18 protein-coding genes are annotated in these 24,662 nt (G+C 44.2%); 6 read left to right on the top strand and 12 right to left on the bottom strand.

Annotated elements, in window-relative coordinates; genetic code table 11:
• The first annotated feature begins 197 nt into the window (after positions 1 to 197).
• Both glnE and ACZ2XM_RS08775 read left to right on the top strand, forming a co-directional pair.
• Positions 198 to 3,164 (top strand): bifunctional [glutamate--ammonia ligase]-adenylyl-L-tyrosine phosphorylase/[glutamate--ammonia-ligase] adenylyltransferase, encoded by a 2,967-nt coding sequence (glnE, locus tag ACZ2XM_RS08780; protein ID WP_490589510.1) that lies wholly within the window; start codon positions 198 to 200, stop codon positions 3,162 to 3,164.
• 333 nt (positions 3,165 to 3,497) lie between these two features.
• Entirely contained in the window at positions 3,498 to 4,430 is a 933-nt protein-coding gene (locus ACZ2XM_RS08775; RefSeq protein WP_490589511.1) for a branched-chain amino acid transaminase, read from the top strand.
• Positions 4,431 to 4,696: 266 nt separating this feature from the next.
• Here ACZ2XM_RS08775 and ACZ2XM_RS08770 read toward each other — a convergent pair whose 3' ends face one another.
• The 6 genes from ACZ2XM_RS08770 to ACZ2XM_RS08745 form a co-directional block, all read right to left on the bottom strand.
• On the bottom strand, positions 4,697 to 5,581 hold the full coding sequence (locus ACZ2XM_RS08770; RefSeq protein WP_490589512.1) for a ChbG/HpnK family deacetylase: 885 nt from the start codon (positions 5,579 to 5,581) through the stop codon (positions 4,697 to 4,699).
• Between the two features lie 103 nt (positions 5,582 to 5,684).
• Positions 5,685 to 6,086, bottom strand: a complete 402-nt coding sequence (locus ACZ2XM_RS08765) for a GtrA family protein (protein WP_490589513.1) — start codon at positions 6,084 to 6,086, stop codon at positions 5,685 to 5,687.
• Positions 6,083 to 7,120: a glycosyltransferase family 2 protein gene (locus ACZ2XM_RS08760; protein WP_490589514.1), complete on the bottom strand. Its 1,038-nt coding sequence runs from the start codon at positions 7,118 to 7,120 to the stop codon at positions 6,083 to 6,085. The genes ACZ2XM_RS08765 and ACZ2XM_RS08760 overlap by 4 nt, the downstream gene beginning before the upstream one ends.
• An 81-nt stretch (positions 7,121 to 7,201) precedes the next feature.
• Entirely contained in the window at positions 7,202 to 8,785 is a 1,584-nt protein-coding gene (locus ACZ2XM_RS08755) for a glycosyltransferase family 39 protein (protein WP_490589515.1), read from the bottom strand.
• A gap of 349 nt (positions 8,786 to 9,134) precedes the next feature.
• The gene (locus tag ACZ2XM_RS08750; RefSeq protein WP_490589516.1) at positions 9,135 to 10,184 is read right to left on the bottom strand and encodes a glycosyltransferase family 8 protein; all 1,050 of its coding nucleotides are present in this window, start codon (positions 10,182 to 10,184) and stop codon (positions 9,135 to 9,137) included.
• A gap of 77 nt (positions 10,185 to 10,261) precedes the next feature.
• Positions 10,262 to 10,954: a putative nucleotide-diphospho-sugar transferase gene (locus ACZ2XM_RS08745; protein ID WP_490589517.1), complete on the bottom strand. Its 693-nt coding sequence runs from the start codon at positions 10,952 to 10,954 to the stop codon at positions 10,262 to 10,264.
• A 576-nt stretch (positions 10,955 to 11,530) separates the two neighbouring features.
• Between ACZ2XM_RS08745 and ACZ2XM_RS08740 the strand changes: the two genes are divergently transcribed.
• Positions 11,531 to 12,661 (top strand): glycosyltransferase, encoded by a 1,131-nt coding sequence (locus tag ACZ2XM_RS08740; RefSeq protein WP_490589518.1) that lies wholly within the window; start codon positions 11,531 to 11,533, stop codon positions 12,659 to 12,661.
• 89 nt (positions 12,662 to 12,750) lie between these two features.
• On the opposite strand, the gene ACZ2XM_RS08735 is transcribed toward ACZ2XM_RS08740, so the two are convergent.
• The 4 genes from ACZ2XM_RS08735 to aspS form a co-directional block, all read right to left on the bottom strand.
• Positions 12,751 to 13,632 carry a hypothetical protein gene (locus tag ACZ2XM_RS08735; RefSeq protein WP_490589519.1) on the bottom strand — a complete coding sequence of 294 codons (882 nt, stop codon included), beginning with the start codon at positions 13,630 to 13,632 and terminating at the stop codon, positions 12,751 to 12,753.
• A gap of 96 nt (positions 13,633 to 13,728) precedes the next feature.
• Positions 13,729 to 14,529 (bottom strand): glycosyltransferase, encoded by an 801-nt coding sequence (locus tag ACZ2XM_RS08730; RefSeq protein WP_490589520.1) that lies wholly within the window; start codon positions 14,527 to 14,529, stop codon positions 13,729 to 13,731.
• Between the two features lie 26 nt (positions 14,530 to 14,555).
• Positions 14,556 to 15,560: a lysophospholipid acyltransferase family protein gene (locus ACZ2XM_RS08725; RefSeq protein ID WP_490589521.1), complete on the bottom strand. Its 1,005-nt coding sequence runs from the start codon at positions 15,558 to 15,560 to the stop codon at positions 14,556 to 14,558.
• Positions 15,561 to 15,663: 103 nt separating this feature from the next.
• A complete protein-coding gene (gene aspS / locus ACZ2XM_RS08720; RefSeq protein ID WP_490589522.1) occupies positions 15,664 to 17,478 on the bottom strand; it encodes an aspartate--tRNA ligase in 1,815 nt (604 codons plus the stop codon).
• A gap of 325 nt (positions 17,479 to 17,803) precedes the next feature.
• On the opposite strand from aspS, the gene sohB reads away from it, so the two are divergent.
• Positions 17,804 to 18,799, top strand: a complete 996-nt coding sequence (gene sohB / locus ACZ2XM_RS08715; RefSeq protein WP_490589523.1) for a protease SohB — start codon at positions 17,804 to 17,806, stop codon at positions 18,797 to 18,799.
• Between the two features lie 167 nt (positions 18,800 to 18,966).
• Here the strand turns inward: sohB and ACZ2XM_RS08710 are convergent, their stop codons facing one another.
• On the bottom strand, positions 18,967 to 20,649 hold the full coding sequence (locus tag ACZ2XM_RS08710) for an AMP-binding protein (RefSeq protein ID WP_490589524.1): 1,683 nt from the start codon (positions 20,647 to 20,649) through the stop codon (positions 18,967 to 18,969).
• 289 nt (positions 20,650 to 20,938) lie between these two features.
• The gene (locus ACZ2XM_RS08705; protein WP_490589525.1) at positions 20,939 to 21,559 is read right to left on the bottom strand and encodes a thioesterase family protein; all 621 of its coding nucleotides are present in this window, start codon (positions 21,557 to 21,559) and stop codon (positions 20,939 to 20,941) included.
• A 442-nt stretch (positions 21,560 to 22,001) separates the two neighbouring features.
• On the opposite strand from ACZ2XM_RS08705, the gene xthA reads away from it, so the two are divergent.
• A complete protein-coding gene (gene xthA, locus ACZ2XM_RS08700; RefSeq protein ID WP_490589526.1) occupies positions 22,002 to 22,823 on the top strand; it encodes an exodeoxyribonuclease III in 822 nt (273 codons plus the stop codon).
• Between the two features lie 119 nt (positions 22,824 to 22,942).
• Positions 22,943 to 24,169, top strand: a complete 1,227-nt coding sequence (gene argJ / locus ACZ2XM_RS08695; protein WP_490589527.1) for a bifunctional glutamate N-acetyltransferase/amino-acid acetyltransferase ArgJ — start codon at positions 22,943 to 22,945, stop codon at positions 24,167 to 24,169.
• Positions 24,170 to 24,662 lie beyond the last annotated feature (493 nt).

Raw genomic sequence — 24,662 nt, 5'->3', positions numbered from 1 at the left:
AACTTAATTAGGTCCATCATAAGACCGCTTGTGCCCGCAGCGCCTTACTATTTTATACGGTAGCATTACAAGGTGTATTTACTATAACTATAATAATGTATACGGTAATATTGCGATTATATTATAGAGTGGTCTCATAAAATCGCTAAAAAGTGTGATAGGCTTAAGGCATACGCTATTAGGAGTCTTTCATAATCATGTCCTCAGCCACTCAACTTGAACGGTCTTCTGTTAGTTCTTCTCCCTCTGCTACTCCTCCTGACCACCCTGCTGCTAGCAGTACTTTTGAATCTACCCCTAATCATGGCCCCACAGCCGCACAGATTGAGCGCTTGGCCATAGCCAGTGAGTTTGCGCATCAGATTTGGCAGAATAAAACCAACTCTTGCCAGACCTTTTTACGCAGTTATCCGCTCGATACTACTCTGACCAATCAGCACATTGACGACCTCATTCAGGACTATACCCTAAACGAAGATTATGAAGTCGCTGATGAGGCGGGCGTGATGAGTGGCCTGCGTCGGTTGAGAATGCTGCTTATGATGCGTTGGATTTGGCAAGATGCCCTCGGCCTAACCACTATTGAGCAGCTGACTGACGAGCTTTCCGAATTTGCTGATGGCTGTATCGTCTTTGCCAAAAATTATACTTATGAGCAGCTGGTCAGCCGCTATGGGCAACCGACCTTTATAGATGCGCAAGGGCAGCGCCAAATCGATGATATGGCGATTATGGCTATGGGTAAGCTCGGTGCTAAAGAATTAAACTTATCGAGCGATATCGACCTTATTTTTATCCATCAAGCGTATGGTGAGACCGATGGTCATAAGTCGAAAGGCACTAAGTGTATTGATAATAAGCGCTTTATGAACCGCTTGGGTCAAGGGATTATTAAGCTGCTCGACACCAATACAGCAGATGGGTTTGTTTTCCGCGTAGATATGCGTTTGCGCCCTTGGGGTGATGGTAGTGATTTGGCCATTCATTTGGCAGCATTAGAAAAGTACTTTGCCAATCATGGCCGGGCATGGGAGCGTTTTGCTTGGTTAAAGGCGCGTGAGGTCAGTCGCATAGGTAAGGATTTTGCTGAGCAACTTGATGAGTTGATTAAGCCTTTCGTCTTTCGCTACTATGTTGATTTTAGTGCTTTTGCAGCCTTGCGTGAAATGAAGTCTTTGATTCAAAACCAAGTGGCTCAGCGCGAGGACTTGGATAATATCAAGCTAGGGGCGGGCGGGATTCGTGATATCGAATTTGTCGTACAGGCTTTTCAGCTCATTTATGGAGGGCGACAACCGCAACTGCAGGTGAAATCGTGCCTGCAAACCTTGCAGGCCTTGCATGAGCTAGAATACCTAGATGCGCAAACGTATGAGGATTTAGAAGGAGCATATCGCTTTTTACGTCGGCTAGAGCACGGGATTCAGGCTATCCATGATCAGCAGACCCAACGCTTGCCTAGCAATGAGAAATGGCGACATAACTTAGCGATAACCTTAGGGTTTAGCGATTGGGACGCATTACTGGATGTGCTGAATGCTCACCGCGATAATGTGTCTATTCCTTTTGAGCGGATGGTGACGGAGCGGCAATCTCCTAGCATTTTGCCAGAAGATGAAGCCGAAGAAGAGCCGTTTGCCAAGCAGTTAGAGCAGTTAGAGACCTTGTTATCACCAGAAAATATAGAACGTTTACAAGTATTTTGGTCCTCAAAAATGGTGGCCAATCTCTCGGATGAGGCAAAAGAGCGTCTCGATAATGCCTATCCAGTCATCGTGCATGCTTTGCTGACCCAAGCGAATAAAGTGCATTCGGTCAATACCGCTGTCCCTAGATTACTTACCCTATTAGAAGCTATCTGCCGCCGCTCTATCTATTTGGTGATGATTGCGGAAAACCCGAATGCTACGGTCAGTCTTATCCCCATGCTATCGGCTAGTCCTTGGATTGCTAGCGAATTAGCCCAATATCCGGTATTGCTAGATACTTTCTTGCAGCAGCGCTATCGTCATCTGCCCAATAAAGTGGAGCTGCGCGATATCCTGCGGCAGCTGTTATTGCGAGTAGAGCCCGATGATGAAGAGGAGCTGCTGAGCGTCCTACGATTATTTAAAAAGAGCCAAGTGCTGGCTGTGGCGGCAAGTGATGTCATCGCTGAGCGTCCTATTATGCAAGTGTCAGACTCGCTCACCTTTATCGCTGAAGTAGTGTTAGAGGCTGCCTTAGAGCGCGCCTTTGCCAGTTTAGTGAAACGCCATGGCTATCCGATAGGCCATAATGGTGACCCGGTTACCGAGGCAGATTGTGGCTTTGCTATTATTGGGTATGGCAAGTTGGGCGGGCTTGAGCTGTCTTATTCCTCAGACTTAGACTTGGTCTTTTTGCACCAAATCAAAGAGCAAGCCATGAGTACCGGCGAGAAGTCGGTGAGTGGGATGAAGTTTGCCGCACGCTTGGCACAAAAGCTGATGACTTACCTAAATACCCAGACTCGTGACGGCCGCGCTTATGAGATTGATATGCGCCTCCGACCTTCTGGCAATGCCGGCATGATGGTGGTATCGAGTCATGCCTTTGAGACTTATCAACGCGATAAAGCTTGGGCATGGGAACATCAGGCGCTAGTACGGGCACGAGCTATCTGCGGGGATCGTCGAGCCATGACCCGCTTTAATGATATCCGTCGTGATGTGTTGACTATGCCACGTACCCTAGAGGAAGTGCGGGCAGATGTGACCAGTATGCGCATTAAAATGCAGACGCATCTGGGCAGTGATAAATGGGCGCAGCAGAGCGGTAAGTTTCAGCTTAAGCAAGATGCTGGCGGGATTGTCGATATCGAGTTTATGGCACAATTTGCCGTATTAGCTTATGCGCATGAGTATCCAGAACTGACCAAATGGCCTGATAACGTACGTATTTTTGAGACCCTAGCCAGCTTAGGGATTTGGCCGCAGCAAACTTGCGATGACCTCACCAAGGCCTATCTACGCATTCGAGCCGCCACGCATCAATTGGCCTTATCCGAGCAAACCTTATCAGTAGAAGAGTCACTTTGGCACGAGACCCGTATCTTAGTGCAGGCGCAGTGGCAGCATCTTATGGGCGTGGCGACCAGCAGCATGTCAGACAATATGCCCAGTCGTGAAGACGGAGAAAGCTAGTACGGGGCTGTAATGATAGCTTTTAATCCTAAAGCCGGTTAATTTTGAAACTTTAGGAGGTTGCAGGCCCTAAGCCAACGCTCATTGAATAAGTATTCAAAGCTTTCTGCTGCTTAGTAATAAACTAAATGCTTGCAATCCTTATCGGAGGCAGTGCTATAATCCTACACTGCATCTATAAAGCAAATCTAACTTAGCTTAAGGTCACTTAAGTAAAACGGGCTCAGTTACCCCGTATCTTCGTGTAGTAAAACACCTACAAAGCTCAATGACACTATGCAGATGGCTATTATAAGATAGCGGTCTGTATGATAATAAGACAAGGACAAAATTATGAGTATGGCAACTGCAGACGGCAAACTTTGGCTCAATGGCGAGATCGTCGAACAGCCGGATGCGAAAGTTCACGTATTGACCCATAGCCTACATTACGGCATGGCTATTTTTGAAGGGGTTCGTGCCTATCAGACCGATGATGGTCGCACTGCCATATTTCGCTTAAAAGATCATACCGATCGCTTGCTGGGCTCTGCTAAAATCTTCCAAATGAAGGTCCCTTATGACCAAGCTACCCTTGAGCAAGCCCATAAAGATATCGTAGCGCAAAATAACTTAGCTTCGGCTTATATCCGTCCGCTTATCTGGGTCGGTGCTGAAAAGCTGGGTCTTTCTTCGCACGATAACAGCATCAATGCGATGGTTGCTGCATGGCATTGGGGCGCCTACCTTGGCGAAGAGGGTATCGAAAAAGGTATCCGTGTGAAGACCTCTTCTTACACGCACCATATGCCGAATATCACGATGTGTAAGGCCAAAGCCTCACACAACTATCCGGTATCTATCATGGCGAACCAAGAAGTGACCCGTAACGGTTATGACGAAGCTATCTTGATGGATTCGCAAGGTTACGTGTGCCAAGGTTCAGGCGAAAACTTATTCTTAGTGAAGAATGGTGAACTGCATACGCCAGACCTCGCTGGTGGCGCATTAGACGGTATTACCCGCCGTACTATCATGCAGTTCGCTGCAGATTTAGGCATTAAAGTGACTGAGCGTCGTATTACTCGTGATGAGTTTTACTTAGCGGATGAAATCTTTATGACCGGTACTGCCGCTGAAGTCACGCCAATCCGTGAATACGATGACCGTATCATTGGCAATGGTGGCCGTGGTGAAATCACTGAAAAACTGCAAACCTTATACTTCGATGTGGTCCATGGCCGCAATGAGCAGTATATGGATTGGTTAAGCTTTATTGACGAATAATCTCAAAGCCGATTTAAAGTTTAAGTAAAATTTGCGCATAAAAAAAGCCTGTTAGTGATAACAGGCTTTTTGCTTTTTTAGGATTAGGAGTTAGGGTTTTTTTTAAGGACAGAGCTTTCTTAGAGGCAGTCTGGTCAAGATTTGCTAGAGAGTAACTGGTATAGGTTTTCGCCTGCCTCAGTCAGATCATGACTTCTAGCCAGAAAATTTACAGCAGTAACTCGCTATATGTCCGTTTTAAAAAGCATTAACTATGTCATATGGATTTATGACTGCCAACCCATAGGTACCACCTGATACTTTTGACAAAGGGCAGCAAAGGTGTCGCTCATCAGCCATTGAAACTCTTGCTCACGCGCGGCTTTAATTTCGTCTTTCCAACCGTTATTAGGGACAGCGGGGTGGCACATAATAAGCGTAGGGGACTGCTGCTGCTCGCTTGTGGAAGCGTTCGTATTTATTAACGGGCATTTAGCAAACCAGCTTTCCCAAAGTTTAGCCAATTTGTCTTGATTGGCCTCAAAATCGTAAGCTCCACCGAATTTTCCGTTGGTCGGCATCTGATGGTGTCGGCATAATTGCTGCCAAGCTGGGCCACCTAAAACATAAATAATCCAAGACTTTAAATCATTAACTAATGGAGTGGTTACCCGTGCCGCCATATTAATTTTCGCATGGCTTGTAGCCTTAGCGTCCCCATAGCGAGCCTGTAAGACATTCGCTAGACAAATTCTAATGACGGGGAATTGATGTACATGTTGGTGACCGTCTATAAAGACAGGTCGCTGATTAAACTTCTCTTCAAAGCCATCTAATTGCTGATGAATCAAAGCCGTTACTGCTTGCTTATCCAGTCGGCGCAGATAACTGGCCATGAGCACGCTAGAGAGTGATTGCGTTAGAGCCGAGGGGTAAATCCCAGTAAAGTCTAGATGCAGACCAACTTCCAACTGCAAACACGTCAACGAGCGAATTTGCGATTCAGAGATAGTTCCACCTGCCATATAGCTGGTCGAGCGTATCTTGCCTAAAGTGCCTAAGGCTATCACAGCCTCATTGACGGAATCGGACAACCCTAAATCGTCAATATTAATAATGACTTGGCGCTCATACGAGGAGGAGCTTTGCATAGGGGTAGTAGTTTGATTCATAGAGGCATATCACTATAGTGATGAAAATGGCTTGGTATCGGCAATAGACTATCAGCTTGGTAACTTATGCCAACGGTGAACGTTAAATAGCCGTTATGACTCATTATTTGAAGGCCCATAGCTTGCCCAATAAAAAACTTAATGCAGTAACAATGCCAGTCACGATAAACCAGATGAGCAAATAATAGGACTCACCAAGCCACGCTAAGCCCAGCACAAACAACCCTTGATTGAGCATAAAGCCTGTTACGGCACTCATAAACCATTTTAACAGTCGGCTAGAGACAGAGGCTGTCTGCGCAAGGTGGTTTTCTTTAAAAGTCACGTTTAAATGACCGATAAAGCTCACAACAAAAGCGACTATAAAAGCGATGGCATTGGCCCAAGCAGGTGCAATATCTAAAAAGGTAACGGCAATATATAGTACAGCAAGATGGACTAAAGCCGCTAAGCTGCCCATAACGATGAACTTAATGAGTTGCTTACTGATTATACGCTGACTCATGAGGACGTATCTGTAGGCAGTGTATCAGCAGTTTGCATAGTCTTAGATGCTGCGCTATCACTGGTTTGCTTGATAAAATCATCGCTACTGATAGTCTCATCAATCAAATATAACGGCCGCTGTTTGACCTCTTCATAAAGTCTACCCACGTATTCGCCAATCACCCCAATACAGACCAGTTGAATCCCAGTAGAGAACATAATACCGGCAGCGACAGTGGCCCAACCGGCGACATTATTGCCAAACATCAAGGTTTCAAAGACGATATAACAACCATATAAGAAAGCCAATAGCGAGACGATAAAGCCCATCCGCGAGATGAGCCTAAGGGGACGTTGGGAGAAAGAGGTTATGCCCACTAACGCCAACTCAAAGAGGCTGCCAAAGTTAAACTTACTCTCGCCAGTATCACGACTGTCCGCAGTAAAAGGCAGATATACTGTCTGAAAGCCGACCCAAGCATACAGCCCCTTCATAAACCTTTGTCGCTCGGGCAATGACATCAAAGCACGCACCACTTTCTGCTTCATCACACGAAAATCGCCGGCATTAGGGCGAATCTCATAACGGCGCGTATCTTGGATAAAGTGATAAAAGCTGCGTTTAAAGAGTTTGGCGAGCTGACTTTCATGCGGGCGGTTAGCTTGGATACCGGCAATCATATCGATATCGCCTTGCTGCTGCATCATGGTCAGCATCTGCTGTAATACGGATAGCGGGTGTTGACCGTCAGCGTCTAACATAGCCACATAATCACCGGTTGCATGAGCGAGTCCTGCACTTAATGCCGACTCTTTACCGAAGTTACGCGATAAGCGAATAAGCTGTAGGTGCACATTGGCAGGACAGCGACTCATCATCTCTGCAACGACCTGCTGAATAGGGTCACGACTGCCGTCATCTACGATGATGATTTGTTGACGCTGCGGTAAGGTCGCCGCAAAGTCCAGTACCTGCGGCAAAAAGCGCTGCAAAGCCTCGGCATCATTATACGCAGGCAAGATGATGGAAAGATAAAAGGACTGAGTATTCATAACTACCTCAAACCCAGATGAATGGGGAATAAATGGGGGCTGAGCACGTTAGATAGCAGCAGCTTGGCTATCACCAACCCGCTATTTACTAACAACGGCACAGGATTTTGGCACATAAGCTTCCCAATCGATGAGTAGCGGCTCAGCATTAGGCTGGCGGGGCCAAGGCAGCGACCATTGACCTTGATGATGCACAAAGTTGGCTTTATTAGCGGTATCAATCAAGGGCAAGACCATCTCTTCTTCCGGCAATTGCATGACCAATGTTCCCTGTTCAGCCAAACGTTGCGGCGTCATCCAAGGAGATAAGCTAGCAGTACCAGAAATCATCTGTGAAGGCCACTTGCTAGGCGCTGAATTCATTGCGACGAGCGCACCCAACCAACGATCGCCCGATACACTATCTAATGAGCAGCTGCTGAGCGACTGCCAGGTCTCTTGCGCCTGACTGGCTAATGCTTGCTCAGGCCAATCCATCCGCGAAGGCTTATCACGAATGCTATGCCCGAAGGCTAAGTAGGTTAGCATTAACACTGTGACTAGACCAAGCCAAATGACTAGGTACTTACGTAACTTGGGTAGGACGCTAGATAAAGCGCTAGGTCGAATAATAGCGGCAAATAGCAAGCCCGATAGCGACCACATGGGCATCCCCCACATATCTCGCAGACCTAGGCCCAATACTAGGCTCAGCACTATTAATAATAGCAATGGGGTTAACCAAAGGTAAGCTAGTAATTTTAGTGGTTGCTCAGTGAGCGTTCGCTGGTTATTTAACGTGTTTGGAGCAGTGGTTGTATTTGGTGCATTGTGCGCTGTTCCACTCAAAGAAACTGTATTAAGCGGCACTGATAATGCCTGCTTTATAGAGGCCGATTTACGTAGAATTAATAGCATTACCAATAGTGGGACATGGGCTATAAACTGCGCTAGGGTAAAACCAAAACCACTAAAGTGGGCGCCTAAGCTACTCCCTTCATTACCATCATGCGAGCGACCATTGGCATAAGTCAGCGGTAGCCACTCATTTTGGCTCAGCCAATAAAAATGTGGGGCGAATACAGCCAGCATCAGTATGGCGGCAATCCAAGGCTTCGGCGTCTTAAGCAGAGGCCATTGCTTGGGCAATACTAAGTACACTGCCATCGGTAATAATAAAAATATGACACTATATTTGGTGAGCATACCCAAGCCACCGACGAGAGCAAAGAGTAGCCAGTCTCGGTAGCGATTGTGAGTGACGCTTTGATAAAACAGTAACGATAGCCCTGCCCAAATTGGGAACTGCGCGACGTTATGATTAAACTCTAGGCTAGGGTAGGTGTAATAGACCACGCCCATCGTCAAGGCCGTACCTAGCAGCGCTCGGTCGGCTGACATGACCTTCTTACCTAAGCAATAAACCAACCATAAGGTCAAAATAACGTAGAGTTGACTGAGCAGATAAGGCCCAAAATGGCCAAAGACATCATAAAAGCTAAATAGAATCCAAGAAGATAAAGGGGGGTGTTTATAGTAACCCCACTGAAATTCACTGCCCCAGTTAATCCCTTCGCTGACGTCTAAGGGCACGCTGCTGCTGAGTAGGGCGGGTGCTATTGCCCAGATTAGGAAGTAGAGGGCTATGAAAATAGCGAAGTTGCGCCAATGCTTTATTATATTCAATGATTTACCTAATGAGTCAGTATCAAGCATGATGTTTATTAGTAAATAATGGAGGGGCTATTATAAGGCCTCATTCAAGGTTTGACGTCGAAATGATACAAATATGGACGTTATGCACGTTAGCTGAATAAGTACTATTTTAGGAATGTCAGACTTTGATAAGTAGTTCACTGAGTTTAATTTACATCATAAATTATTCGCTACTATCAATAGCAATCAGCACAGATAAGAAAATCAAAATAAACGATAGGATGCGGATAAAAAACACCAGTTATCCCTTAGAGTCAACTGGTGTTTAATGAACTAGAGCAATATTTTTTTGATATTAGGGTTTTCTTGAAAGCTTACCTTAAACTAACCCCTTATCCGCTAAGGAAGACTTTATCTTATCAATATTTCTATGCGGGTTAGTATGCTTTAGTAATAATTTTTGCTTTAACCTTTGCGATTCTCTAGAGACGATCTCTTTAACCTTATTGTCATATTTGGGTTGTTTTAGACGCCTTTCATATTGGGTAAGAATATCAAGATTTGCAGAATCATAAGAATTATTAAAAAATTCTAAATAATCATTATAATAATTATGAGTTAGGTGATTTATCAACGACCAAGGTTTATTTTCTCCAATGAAATGTAATATGTAAGGCTTATATTCATCTAGTGAGTTATAAGTTAATTTATGAACCTGCCAATTAAAGCTGAACGGTAGTAGAGCGATTTCATTTAATAGAGCTCCATTTAAAGCAGACTGATCATGGCATTGTAAGCTTTGTAAATTATCAAAAGCATAATTAATGATTTTATTGCGACAGTCTTTTTTTAGATAGTTTTCAATATTGAAGACCAACACACCAGAATTCCTATATATATGGTTATGTTGGTGATATTGGGAAACGTATTTTTGAACTTTATTCAGTTTATTTTTATTGACAGTCTCTATTTGTAACTCACAAATATCCATGGCAGCCGCTACGCAGAAGCTGTCATCAAAGCTTTCAATAGTACTTAAGATGGCGCTACTAAAAGCTCGAAGTATATAAGTGTCAGCATCCAGATAAATTAAATATTGGTAGTCTTGCTTCAATAGTTCAGGTAAAAATAATCGATGATAGGCTGACAAGCTGAGCTTTCCAACAGGTAATAACTCTAATCCCTCAATTGCAATTTCTACAAAGCGAATTTTAGAAGAGATAAAGTTGCTTGGTACAGCTGATAAATCAGGTAAGCAAATACAAATATCTAATTCTATGTCGGGCTCTTTGGTCAAGATTTGATTGGCGACGAAGATAGCGTAAGGCAAGTAAGTAGCGTCCACACTAAACACAATGGCATTACTAAATTCAGCAGGCTTTGACTCGCTAATGACGTTAGCAAAAAGCTTACTCTGAGGGATCGCCATATAAAACTCCTAGATAAAGACCAGTAGATTAATTAAAAAATATTTCTTAAAAGCTGATTTTTCCTTGGGTATTGTTACTAAAGAAGGATAAAAACTCCAACGACTAGCACTACAACTAGACCAATAATAATAGCCTTGTTGCGTTTTCGGATGAGCTGACGTTTAAGTTTGGTCTGCCCACGACTGGCTTGATACTGCTCGATGTAAACCTCACCTTCATAATTCTTATCGAATATTTTAATATATCCAGGATTTAGCGGTTCAATACGCAATGTAGATTCGAGTTTATTCATAGCTTCATCAAGGCTATCTTGATCGACTTGGGTGCGCTTGCCGTCCACTTGTTCTGCTATCCATTGCTCAACCAATTGTCTAGTAGCTGGCGTATTTTTAAAAAACATAGTGCTAGCAAGATAGTCGTGTGACATCCCTGGTAATCCTTTAGTCTTATAAAAAGCCACATCAGCATCAATATGATTAAAATAATCTAAAGGTTTTTTGACCATGGCATCTGCATCGAGATAAAGGACATCTTTCTGAGGGAACCTCTCCAAACACTCTAAGACAAAATGTGGCTTTATCCGAGTATTAGCCTCCCAATAACCTGCATCTTCGACCCGTTTAAAATAGTAATTTAAGCCAAAATCATCAAGTGAAGATTTTAAGGACATAGCATGGTCAAAATAAGTGTCGGTAAAGAAGCAACATACTACAAAGCTATCAGTTGAGGTGAGGTTTTCTAAGGAGGCAGAAGTAGGAGTTTCGGTCATAGGTCACTCTATAAGTCAGGGTTAGTTAAGATTACTGTGAGATTATTAGTCAGAAATACTATTGGTATAGATTTTAAACGATTCCAATCACATTGAGACTTAGCGTCTTTGGCAGTTTTTTAATAGTAGAGAATATGGCAGTTATAAAGAAGATGAAAAAAAGAATAATAACATAGTGACCATGATTTTATTGATAACGTAAAGTAGCGGAAGCTACCTAAGCTCGACCTCATTGTTTGTATGCTGTCATTATCTAAATGTATAATAATAAACATAAGATGCTGATATAATTGCGAATATATATTGTCAGGTAATTATTTAAACGGCAGTATATAAGATTTTATTATAAAAGCTAGGTCAAAAGACAATTTAGATAGAAAATAATAACGTAGATGAATAATAAGTCAGCCATTATTACAATAGCGCAATATAACGTGTTGATTTAAATTACAGGTGCAAGGAATGTAGTACATTGACAGTTATTACATCGGACTGGCTTGAGAGTCCCTCTATAAATCTGACTTGTATGTAGGCATACTTTAATCTGCTAGATTTTCTTTTACTATAGGCGTTAGTATGGCCCAACCCATTATATTGCTAGTGATTAAATCCTTAGAAGGCCGCGGAGCACAGCGTGCCGTGACAATATTAGCGCGTGCGTTCGTTGAGTTGGGCACGCAAGCTCATGTGCTGTGTCTAGAGGATGATTTAGAGTTTCCGCTCGATGAACGAGTCCACTATCATGTCTTGGGATATGACCCTGCTAAACTTCCAGCAGACTTTGATCAAACAGCACCGTACCAAGAAGTTGCAGATAATATAGACCGCTATGTCATCGCTAATATTGGTCAGCCTGATTTAATCTTAGTCAATATTCATAAATTGAATCGTGCCATGGCTCATAGCCAATTGCCTAATATCGTCAACATCTTACATACTGCTTTATCTCGGCAGTTTGCCACCCAGTTGGCAGAATCTCCAGAGGAAACCATAGCCCATCTCAAAATGATTTATGGAGCACACCCTTGTAGCTGTGTAAGCGAGGGGGCAAGACAAGACTTACAGTCGCTCATTGGTAATTCAACGAAAACGGCAACGGTTTATAACCCGTGTAATGTGGATGAGATTGCGCAAGCTGCTGCCGAGCCTTTTGATTTAGACAACTTTGATTTAGACAACTCTTATTTAGACAGCTTTGCCTTAGTGGCTAAAGACTACCTTATTCACGTGGGATCGTTTGATGCTATGAAAGGGCATGCAGAGTTACTAGAGGCGTATGCGTTGACATCGCGTCAGATGCCGCTAGTATTGGTAGGGAAGGGCAGATTAGAGAAAGAAATAAAAGACTTAGCAATAGCGCTAGGGATAAGCGATAAGGTCAGATTTGTAGGCTATCAAGCCAATCCTTATCCTTTGATTCAGCAGGCCGCTTTTATGGTGCTAGCCTCTAAGTTTGAAGGGTTTGGCTATGTCATCGTAGAGGCTCAGGCCTTAAGAGTACCTGTCATTAGCACAGACTGTCCTTTTGGTCCTCGAGAGTTGCTACCCGCGCAAAACTTAGTGCCTGTGGACGATATCGAAGGGTTGGCCCGCTTAATAGATCGTACTATGGCAGCGCCCATGGACTTTTATGCTCCTCTGAATTCAGGGCTATTGCCACAAGCGATTGCTCGAGAGTATTTACAGTTTATCGGTATAAAAATTTAATAAGCTATAAGCATAAAAAAATCAGCAAGATAATCATTAATTTAACATTCAACCTATTTATTCAACGCTTAACCTACTAATAGCTCGCGCTATTTATGAGCCGCTATCTCTAGCTCACTAAATAAATCTTTAGAAATAGGAGAGTGGTTAATCACTGACACGCCATGCTCGCGGTAGACCTGACCCATTAAATCAAACGACGGCACGATGCGATCGCTAATGGCCTTATCGAGTTTGCTCGGCGCACTATTGTCTTTATTTTCATAGAAACGGGGTTGATTGCTGTTTAATAAATCGATGCCATATAGATGAATAGCAGCAGCCTCACGCGCATAGGCCAATTGAGCAGCTACATAGGCGACAGTACCCGCTTCCACGAAACCATGACTCATATCCAAAGACACGCCAATGGCTTGTGGCTGTGACTGGCTGTCGATGACAAAGCTGGGATGTGAAGCAAATTCTGCTAAAGGTTTCTTTCTATTGAGCCAATGTTTATCAAACAATTTAGCGGCCAAAGGCAGTCTGCCATGCCAAGGTTTATTGACTTGCACGCCCCAAGGTCTATCTACAGGGAAGATCACCCGCATAGACTCATGATAGCGGATGAAGATTTCGGGCTGAGAAGCCGCAATAGCTTCAAAGACAGCCAAGGTCGCATATAACGGCTGACCTTGATAATATTTTGTGAGGATATCCGTCTGATGATTCACAAAGCGCGCGTCGCTAATCACATAGCCGACCACGGACTTAAAGTCATGCTGTCCCAACAAACTGAGGCTGCCATTTACAAAGATAGTAGCCGTCGCTAGTATTTCGTCGGTAAAGGCCAGCTTAGCCACAGAAGGGCCAGAAGCCAGTATTTGCACGGGCTGTTGTGAGAGGCTTTGTCCAGCCTGCTGCGCGTTAAAAGCTTGAATATCAATCAGCTGATTGCCAGCTTTAATTTTGACGGTATTGGGCAGACCCATAATAGTATCCAATAGGTAGGCTGATGCAGTAGGGGTGGCCTATTGATATTTAGCCTTTGTAATAAGCCCGCTATCACTATACGGGCGCATAAGGAGTTATTGCCAATAGTCTTTTAACCAAGGGCTGGGCTTCACATGACGATACCATTTACCACCGCCACCTTGAATGGCATCAGGGGGATTAATCTCGCCATGAAAAATGACGATTTTAGCATTATCCGGCAGCGTAGGCGCTTGTATTAAGCTCTGTGGAAAAGGGCGAATACATTGGTATTTAAAACTTACACACCACGACTTATCCCAATATTCTAAATGATGGTGCTCGCGTAAATAATTGGACAGATAGGCCTGCTCATGGCGGACTTCACCGCTGATTTTTACGAAGTTCTCTTCAAAATTAGTCAGTAGATTAGGATAAGTGTTTTGCCCAATTTTAAAGCGGTAGACTGAGCTGTTGCCCACCATGCGCCAAGGTTTTTTCCAGTCCCGAATGATGACCACGCTGTCTTCATGCTCTGCTTCATATTCAAAGAAGCAATCAATATTATCAACGATGACGATATCGATATCTAAGAATAATGCGGTGCCTTGTAAGTCATAAAGCTCAGATTTAAAGGTGGTGAGTTTTTTCCAACCGCGTTCTGGCAGACCGGCGGGCAAATTAAGTTCAGGGATAGGGTAGCACTTTACCTGAGCATCAATACCACTTGTATCATCGGTTAAACAGACCATCTCAAAGTCTAAGGTCAGGTTTTTACTGACCATATTATAAAGGCGATTGACGTATTCGGCACCATATTTATCGCCCCATTTCATACAAATAATATAGCGTTTGTCGGATGTGGCTACCGGGGTAGCAGTATCTTGAACTTGGCTAATAGGCGTTGTAGAAGGCATAGGTAGTCCTTAAGCGAGTATGGGGTCTAGCGGTCATCTTGGCGTGTAGGAGATGGCGTAGAAGTATCTGAGATAGCGGCTGATAGTGGAGCGTTGGCAGCTTGTTGCAAAGCCCTTGTTGGCAAAATATGCTGCTGAATATAATCTTTAAGTTCAGCAGGATTGAGCTTATAAGGATTATGAATCACCGGCAAGTATTTAAAGCGGCGATAGCCCCAAACGTAATGGGTAAAGTGAGCATTAATAATATGTTCAAGCGCTTCATTCATAGCTGTCGTGGCAATAGTGGCATCACGGTCATAAAGCTGGGGATTATTCATATCATAACAATGAATGTCGTAACCCGTGCCATCTTCACGGCGAATACAGGCCAAGCCCACCAGAGCACACTTCGTCTTACTCACCAGTTTGGGCGCTAGTGTACTGGTTAGGGTATTTACACCAAAAAAAGGAGCGATGACGCCACCTGAAGGCTCAGGAACATGATCGGGGAGAATAATACTAAAGCCGCCCTGTTTTAAGGTCTTAAATATCGCTTTGACGCCTTGACCATCAGTCGGCACTAAAGTGGCATTTAAGCGTTGGCGACCCTTTAACACAAAGTCATTACTTAGCCGGCCTTTGACCGGTTTATACATAATAGTTGGCGAGCCAAATTGATTGAGCCACGCGTTCATTATCTCCCAAGTCCCTAGGTGCGGCACGATAGCCAACATACCTTTGGGGTTATTAAGAGCATCAGTCAGGATGGATTGATTATGAACTTGGCGAATTTGTTGAAGGCTCCAAGCTGGTGGCATCGCCCAACATTTAATGGACTCAACTCCGCTTAGACACTGATTTAGGACAATCTGCTCAGTGAGCAGCTGCAACTTATGGGCACTACTATCAGGATAGACCAAACGCAAATTGGTCATGATAGTGCGCATAACGCTCAGGTTAGGGTTTTTTATGATAACCCAAGCAATAAAACGTGCCAGTATCTGCAAGACAGACAGTGGCACGAATTTAAAGAAAAAAAATGGATTCATTATGACAAGCTAGCAAAAGCTACCCAGTAACTGTGATATAAATTAATTAGGATGCTAATGAATCAGTGAATCAACTCATTAGCATATAAATTATCTATATCGGTTACTTAGTAGATTCGCCGCCCTCAGTTGCGACTTTTTCACGAACCCGAATACCTAGCTCACGTAGCTGCTTGTTATCTACTTCCGCTGGGGCTTGGGTCAATGGACAATCAGCCGTTTTAGTTTTAGGGAAAGCAATGACATCGCGAATCGAGCTAGCACCAACCATAAGCATGATTAGGCGATCGAGACCGAAAGCAAGACCACCATGCGGTGGCGCACCAAATTTAAGCGCATCGAGTAAGAAGCTGAATTTCTCATCGGCTTCTTCATCAGAAATACCTAGCGCATCAAAGACTGCTTTTTGCATCTCAACCGTGTTGATACGCAAGCTACCGCCACCCACTTCAGTACCGTTTAATACCATATCGTAAGCGATAGATAGGGCAGTCTCTGGATTATTCTTCAGCTCTTCTACTGAGCCTTTAGGCTTCGTGAACGGGTGATGCATTGAAGTCCAACGACCATCGTCAGTCTCTTCAAACATCGGGAAGTCAGTCACCCATAATGGCGCCCACTGACAAGTGGTCATTTCTAGGTCTAGACCGATTTTCTGACGCAAAGCACCCATCGCATCGTTCACAATCTTAGCTTTATCAGCACCAAAGAAGATAATGTCGCCATCTTCTGCGCCGGTACGCTCAACCAAGCTAGCCAACACCTCATCGCTCATGTTTTTGATAATTGGCGATTGTAGGCCAGAGTCTTTATCGACACCGTTATTGATATTGCTAGCGTCATTGACTTTGATATAAGCCAGACCGCGCGCGCCGTAGATACCAACAAACTTAGTATATTCATCGATTTGCTTGCGGGATAGTGAACCGCCATTAGGTACACGTAAGGCAGCAACACGACCTTTAGGATCGTTCGCAGGGCCAGCGAATACTTTGAAATCAACGCCTTGCATAAGGTCAGCGACATCAATCAATTTTAGCGGGATACGCAAGTCAGGCTTGTCTGAGGCATAGTCACGCATCGCTTCGGCATAAGTCATACGTGGGAATTTGCCCAAATCAACATCTAGCATGGTCTTGAACAAGTTCTGAATCAGACCTTCGTTGATGTCCATGATTTCTTCTTCATTTAAGAAAGAAGTCTCGATGTCCACTTGGGTGAATTCAGGCTGACGATCCGCACGTAAGTCTTCGTCACGGAAGCACTTAGCGACTTGGTAATAACGATCAAAGCCTGCCACCATCAATAGCTGTTTGAACAGCTGTGGGGATTGTGGCAGCGCAAAGAAGTTACCGGGACGTGTACGTGACGGCACTAGATAATCGCGCGCGCCTTCAGGAGTAGCACGAGTCAAGATAGGTGTTTCAACGTCTAAGAAGCCGTGATCGTCTAAATAGCGACGAATCGTCGAAGTCGCCTTCGCACGGAAGACCATACGCTCTTGCATCTGCGGGCGACGCATATCGAGATAGCGATATTTTAGGCGTAAGTCTTCTGAGACTGTCGTGTTGTCATCATTCAATGGGAATGGCGGGGTCTCTGACTTGGCCAATACTTCGATTTCTTTACCCAATAACTCTACTTGACCGCTGGTCATATTGGCATTTTCAGTGCCTTCATAGCGACGGCGTACTCGGCCAGTAATTTTAAGTACATATTCAGGGCGTACGGCATCGGCCGTGGCAAACGCCTCAGGGGTATCCGGATCGACCACTACCTGAAGGACGCCTTCGCGGTCACGCATGTCCAAAAATATCACGCCGCCATGATCACGGCGGCGATGCACCCAGCCGGTTACCGTAATGGTTTGATCTAATAGCTCTTCGGTGACTGCTCCGCAATACTCGTTACGCATCATAAATTTGTCGTCCACATTAAATTTGAGTACAAAGTAATAAAATTAACTAATTTTTATCAAACGACCATTATGCCCAATCTTAGCCTCTGTTACAACCGCACGCCCTTGAAATTGATTGCGTCGAGTAGCATATTAAGACGATACAGGAATATAACTGAGTCTTATCAATACTAGCGATTACTATAACCCCCTCTTTTAAGATTTGCCCAGTTTTAGAGCAGGTTAAGTTACAGTTATTCTTTATTATTATGAGCTACAGAGCTATAAACACCCATTGAGCCTTCGATATCTAGCATTCAATATAAAAGTTATAAGGACGTCCATTATGTTATTTCATCCCGCAAAAAACCCTGTCGAACTTAGGGTCACCCACCTGAATAAAAACCAAGAGCAGCGCCGCCAAGACTTAATGGAAGCCACAACGGATAAGCAGGGGCTAAAGCAGCTGAAAAAACGTCTGGCCAAAAAAGCCAAACAGACGCTAAAAGAAAAAGCTAAGACTGCTAAGAGTAAGGATAAAAACAAAGATACAGACCATAAAGTCTTCGTACTCGACTTCGATGGTGATATCAAAGCCTCTGCAGTAAAGCATTTGCGCGAAGAAATCAGCACGTTGATCAGCTCTGCTGACAAGGGTGATGAGGTAGTAGTGCGCCTAGAGTCAGGCGGCGGGTTGGTGCATAGCTATGGTTTAGCGGCTGCACAATTGGTGCGTTTAAAAGAAGCCGGACTAAAGCTGACCGTTTGTGTCGATAAAATTGCGGCCAGTGGCGGTTATATGATGGCCTGCGTCGCTGATGAAATCGTAGCAGCGCCTTTTGCGGTGATTGGCTCTATTGGGGTGGTCTCGCAATTGCCTAACTTCCATAAATTGCTAAAGAAAAACGATATCGATTACGAGATGTTTACCGCAGGTGAATACAAGCGTACCGTGACCGTATTTGGTGAAAACGATGATGCCGACCGCGCCAAGTATAAGGAAGAGCTCGAGCAGACCCACGCCTTATTCAAACACTTTGTGACGACTTATCGCCCAACGCTCGAACTAGATAAGGTAGCTAACGGTGATCATTGGTATGGCGAAGATGCCTTGCACCTTAAGTTGGTGGATACGCTCAAGACTTCAGATGCTTACTTACTTGAACGCATGAAATCGCACGAAGTATACGCGCTACATTCGCGTCAAAAACCGACCTTTGCAGAGAAATTAGGCTTTGCCAATGCGGCCCAAGGTACCTTGAATATGCTCATCAGCACGGCAGCAAAAAAATTGCCAGAAGTGATGGCTAAGCTTGAGAGCGATAGTCGTTTAATGCGCTAAATTATTCTGACTAATATTCTGCAAAAAGTTTATAGCTAGTGATTGGTTGCTAGTTAATAAACAAACAGAAGTCCCGCTATCTTAATGATAACGGGGCTTTTTTATTGGACGGTTGTTTCTAAGATTATTCATAGCATAAAGATTTTGAATATGTTTGCTAGACGAGCTTAGCCATGATCAAGTTTATGCTTTTCACGCAGTTTCTGACGTAAGATTTTACCGACGTTAGATTTTGGCAATTCATCAACAAATTCGATATGACGCGGGCACTTATAGCCGGTTAAATTATCCAAAGCAAAGTTTTTAATCTCAGCTTCCGTCAAGTTATTGTCGTAGCGTACCACATACAGTTTGACTGATTCGCCTTGACGCTCGTCCGGTACACCAATGACCGCCACTTCTGAAATACCCTGGCAATCTAACATAACCGCTTCTACTTCATTTGGATAGACGTTAAAGCCAGAGACTAAAATCATATCTTTTTTGCGGTCGAGCAGGCTGATATAACCTTTTTCGTCCATGCTCACGATATCACCGGTTTTGAAATAGCCGTCAGGGGTAAAGAATTCGGCACTGTCTTTATTTAGATAGCCAGAGGTGACGTTTGGCCCTGCGATACAGAGTTCGCCCGCCTCATTGAGCTCCACATCGACCCCATTTTCGTCTCTAATTACCACATCGACGTTAGGAATGGGTATACCAATAGTGCCATTAAAATTCTTGTCGGTCACAATGTTGGCCGTGCCCACTGAGATTTCACTCATCCCCCAGCCTTCGACCATAGGGCAGCCCGTGGTCTCTAACCACTGCTTGGCCGTCTGCTCGCTCGCTGCCATACCACCTGCTTGCGTCACTTTTAAGTGCGAGAAGTCGAGGTCTTTAAAGTTCGGCTGATCGAGCAAACCTTTAAATAGTGTATTGACCCCAGGGAAGACGTGGAAGGGTTGTTTAGACAGGGTTTTAACAAAGCCTGGCATATCGCGCGGGTTAGGAATCAGGATAAAAGTATGGCCAGAGCGCATACCCAATAGGGCGAGCATAAAGGCAAATATATGGTACAGCGGCAGCGCTAACACCATGTTAATGTAAACTTCTTTAAGCTCACGGGTCGCGGGTCTAATCCAAGCTTCGGTCTGTAGTGCCGCCGCAATGACGTTGCGATGCGTGAGAATCGCGCCTTTCGACAGCCCGGTAGTGCCGCCAGTATATTGGTAAACTGCCGTGGCATCCGACTTGGTTTTAGGCTGACGTAAGGGTAGGGTGCGGCCTTTTTTTAGGATATCGGGAAATTTATAGACGGTGTGGCGAGTGCTATCGAGTTTATATTTAGGTACCAAACGCTTCACCTGACGAATAACAATATTCACCAGCATGCCTTTTAGGCCCATCATATCGCCCATCTTAGATAGGACAATACGTTTGATCTTAGTCTCGTCGACCACCTGCTCAAGCGCTTGTGCAAAATTATCAACTAGGATAATCGTTTCAGCGCCAGAATCATTAAGTTGATGCCGCAGCTCGCGACCCGTATATAAAGGGTTGACTGGGGTACAAATATAGCCTGCACGCATAATCCCAATCATCGTAGGTAAGTATTGGGGAATGTTCGGCATCATCAAGGCCACTACGCTACCTTTCGGTATATTCTGTGATTGCAGCCAGGCGCCGATAGCGATTGAGGCGCTATCTACTTCACCATAGGTATGGGTTACGCCCATGCAGATAGTCATAGGATGATGACGATAACGCTCAAAGCACTCTTCAAACAAGAGCGTCGCATTCTCATAAGCATCAGGATTGATCGTAGCAGGGATACTCTCAGGGTATTGAGATAACCAAATTTTTTGCATAGCAGCGCTTCCTAAAAGATTTTTGCGCAGTGAGGGCAATTCCATTGCGAAAAACTAAAAATTACAATTATCGTAATGAATAAGGCAAAATTAACTGTCCATAGCCAAATATGCGCCGTCCTTCACCAGAACTTAATATAAAAGGTACTATAAAGTTGATAAAAGGTAATTCATTGTAGCTAAATACTTTCTTAATGTAACCCTGTTTTTTATATTAAGCCTGCAGTAGTATGGGATATTACCGTTTCAATGTGCTGATGCAATGTTCTGATGCAATGTAAATCTGAGATTAACCCGCTAATACTTTTTCTATACCTTCTCGCAGCGACTGCGGTAGTCTAGCAGGGCGTATTTTAAGTTCGGGTCGACTGGCTAAGGGGTTGCCCTCAGCGGCTACTGACTTGGACTCCGGGTTTAACACCAATTCGTTATGGACGCAAGCAATGACAATACGGGCTTGGCTCAACAGTTGGCTTTTTTGCACAAAAGCTGGCGTGACATTCGTCGGCTCATCAGTCGTGTCTGTCAAGTCTACTCCCTCTTTAGACAGGCGATAAATGCTCTGCTCAAATATCAAACTAGCAGCTCTTAGCGTGACCTTATCAATAGTGACCGCGATGGTTTCATCCAACAAGATAGGCTGTTGATACTTAAGATGGGCATCTGCCACCACGAAGTGATGGATATCATTGTGCGCAGCAGCTCCTGTGCCGTTATCCGCATGCGTCGCTTGATTCATCACCGAAGAAGAGGTGTTAAAAAAATAAGCATTTAATCCTAATTTCGCAAACCAATCGCGGCGACTGTGCTCGTAAAAAACCAGATGATTGGCGTGATAAACAATGCCACCGGCATCGGTATGGTTGATATAAACTTGATAGTTATGGTGAAAGAGGGGCGCGGTTAGCATAGGATTTCTCTTTTATCTTTGTCAGTAGCAAGTAGGCGTAGCATGCAGTAAGTGCTGACCGGTCATAGCACCAAGCCTTACGCCAAGTAAAAGTCTATAAAGTAAATATTAAATTTACCGGCAACTATATCGATTAATTATAACGACTAATTATAACGAGAATAATCATATCATCATAAATGGATTCAGTGAATAAGTGTACACTATTTAAAGCGCTACTGAGTATTCGCTAGCAAAGTAATGTTGTTGGCATAAATACACGGGCAACGAATAGGTGTCGACAATAGGTAGACAGTTATTAGCAGCACTTACTAGCAGCAACTCTATTCAATGGACTGACCTACCGTAACGAGGCGAAAACTAGTATGATAATGGGCTTTGTTAGCTCTCTTGATGCTATTCACTTTCTTTTTATTCTAAGTATTTAATAATAGGATTAATAATGACGCTTTTTGTCAGCTTTAATATTAACGGTATCCGTGCTCGCCAACATCAACTTGAAGCGGTAAAAGACATCATCGACCCTGATGTCATGGGGCTGCAAGAAACTAAGGTGCATGATGAGCAGTTTCCTTTAGCCGATGTCGAAGCGCTAGGGTATCACGTTGAGTATTTTGGCCAAAAAGGTCATTACGGCGTAGCATTATTGTCTAAGGTTGCGCCTATATTTGTGCAAAAAGGCTTTCCTGGTGATGCTGAAGATGCGCAGAGACGTTTTATTCATGGTCGTTATGACTTTGAGGGTCGTGAGATTGATGTGCTCAATGGCTATTTTCCCCAAGGAGAAAATCGCAGTCATGAAACTAAGTTTCCGATGAAGCGTGCTTACTATGCCGATTTAATTGACTATATTAAAAAATTGCAGGGCGAGGGGCGTACGCTCATTGTCATGGGGGATATGAATATCTCGCCAGAAGACATCGATATTGGTATTGGTGAAGTCAATGCTGCCCGTTGGTTGAAAAAAGGCAGTTGCTCATTCTTGCCGGAGGAGCGCGAGTGGTATCAGTCACTAATGGCTACAGATTTGCATGACACGTATCGCCTGCATTATCCAGAAGATAACAGCCTATTTAGTTGGTTTGATTACCGCAGCCGCGGCTTCAATGATGAGCCGAAACGCGGCCTACGGATTGACCATATCCTCTGCACGCCAGATATCAAAGAACATTGTGTTGATGCCGGTATTAGCTATGAGCTGCGTGCGATGGAAAAGCCATCGGATCATGCGCCAATCTGGTCCGCTTTTAATTTTAGCAAGTAGCTGTAAATTTGTATAAAGTCGGCTAAGCATAAACTAAATTAAGAAGAAATTAAGTTAAGCAGGACGCGTTATTAATCGCCCATAAATATTCCATTAACCCCTAACAATAAGGACTCTGTATGCCTGTAGGAAATATTGCCCCACCAGAAGTTATTCACGCTATTGAAGGTATTAGATTGGGCGTCACGGCTGCTGGCGTGCGCTATCAAAACCGCGATGATGTGGTATTGATTGAGATAGCAGAAAACGCCACTACGGCTGCAGTTACTACTACCAATGCCTTTTGTGCCGCGCCTGTGTGTCTATTGAGAGCGCATATTGCTGAGACGACGCCGCGCTATTTGATTATTAATACCGGTAACGCCAATGCAGGTACGGGTGAAGATGGTATGGCACGGGCGCAAGCTGTGTGTGAGGGCGTCGCTGCTGCTATGAGTGTCACGCCACAAGCGGTATTACCTTATTCAACCGGTGTGATTGGTGAGCCGCTAAATCACGAAGCTATTATTGCGGGGCTAGCCGCGGCGCAGCAAAACCTAGACGCTAATAATTGGCCGCGGGCCGCGAAAGGGATTTGTACTACAGATACCGTGCCTAAGCTTGACAGTCTCAAAGTGAGCACGGACGATGGCAGCAGTTATCACATTACCGGTATCTCTAAAGGGGCGGGCATGATCCGTCCTAATATGGCGACGATGCTAGGCTTTGTTGCCACCGATGCTAATATCGCGCAGCCTTTATTGCAGCAAATGCTGCTGCAAATTACCAATGATTCTTTCAACCGCATTACTATCGATGGCGATACTTCCACCAATGACTGCTGTACTTTAATAGCGACTGGTGCTGCGTCAGGCTCAGTGATTGACAGTGACCAGCATCCGCATTACGAGGCGATATACGCAGGACTTAAGGCGGTCTTTATACGCTTAGCCCAATTAATCGTCCGTGATGGCGAAGGGGCGACTAAATTTATCACAGTCAATGTCACTGGTGGTAACGACCGTCAAGAGTGTTGCGATGTGGCTTATGCCGTAGCCCATTCTCCATTGGTTAAGACCGCTTTTTTTGCTAGCGATCCTAACTGGGGCCGCATATTAGCTGCGGTTGGCTACGCGGGTGTCAAAGACTTAGATACCAGTCGCATTAATGTCTCGTTAGATGAGGTGGTTATCTGTGAGCGCGGCGGCTTAGCTGAAAGCTATACTGAGACAGCAGGGAAAGAGGTAATGAGCCGCCCTGAGATACGTATCCATATCGACTTAGCGCGTGGGGATTTTGCTGATACGGTATATACCTGCGATTTGTCTTATGACTATGTAAAAATCAATGCGGATTACCGCAGCTAATAGTTTGCCTAGTCTGTGGGTTGTTTTTATAAATGGGCTAGGCAGCTATATAAGCGTGGGTAAGTTTAAAATAGGCATAGATAAGCTTAAATAAATTCGAATCATAATAGGTCGTTCTCACTATTTGACTTAGCTGGCTTTATACAACCACTTTAGTAAGTGGGTACTGTGGTATTTAAGTACCAAATAAGAAGTCTGTTGCATAAGCTGACGTTAAGTTACAAATGAGTTATAGAGGGAAAAGGTGTGCCCTTTTATACTTCTTAATGTGCTTAAAGAACGACTACTACAGCATTATATGGCTATTTATTGGTATCTAGAGCATACGTATTTATAGCTTTAGGCTAAATTTACAGATGAGTGCTAGTGTTGGCTTAAGATGTCCGTAGTGGTTATTAATTGGGTAACGCAGATGATCATTCAGGCAAGTCTCCGAAAAAAGTAAAACGAATTGAGTCATACAAAAGCTCAGAGAGGTTCGCTAAAAACAAAA

Source organism: Psychrobacter sp. CoH-33_TS_01 (assembly GCF_058189395.1).
The sequence above is the reverse complement of the archived record's forward strand: the minus strand, read 5'-3'. Positions and strand labels throughout refer to the sequence as shown.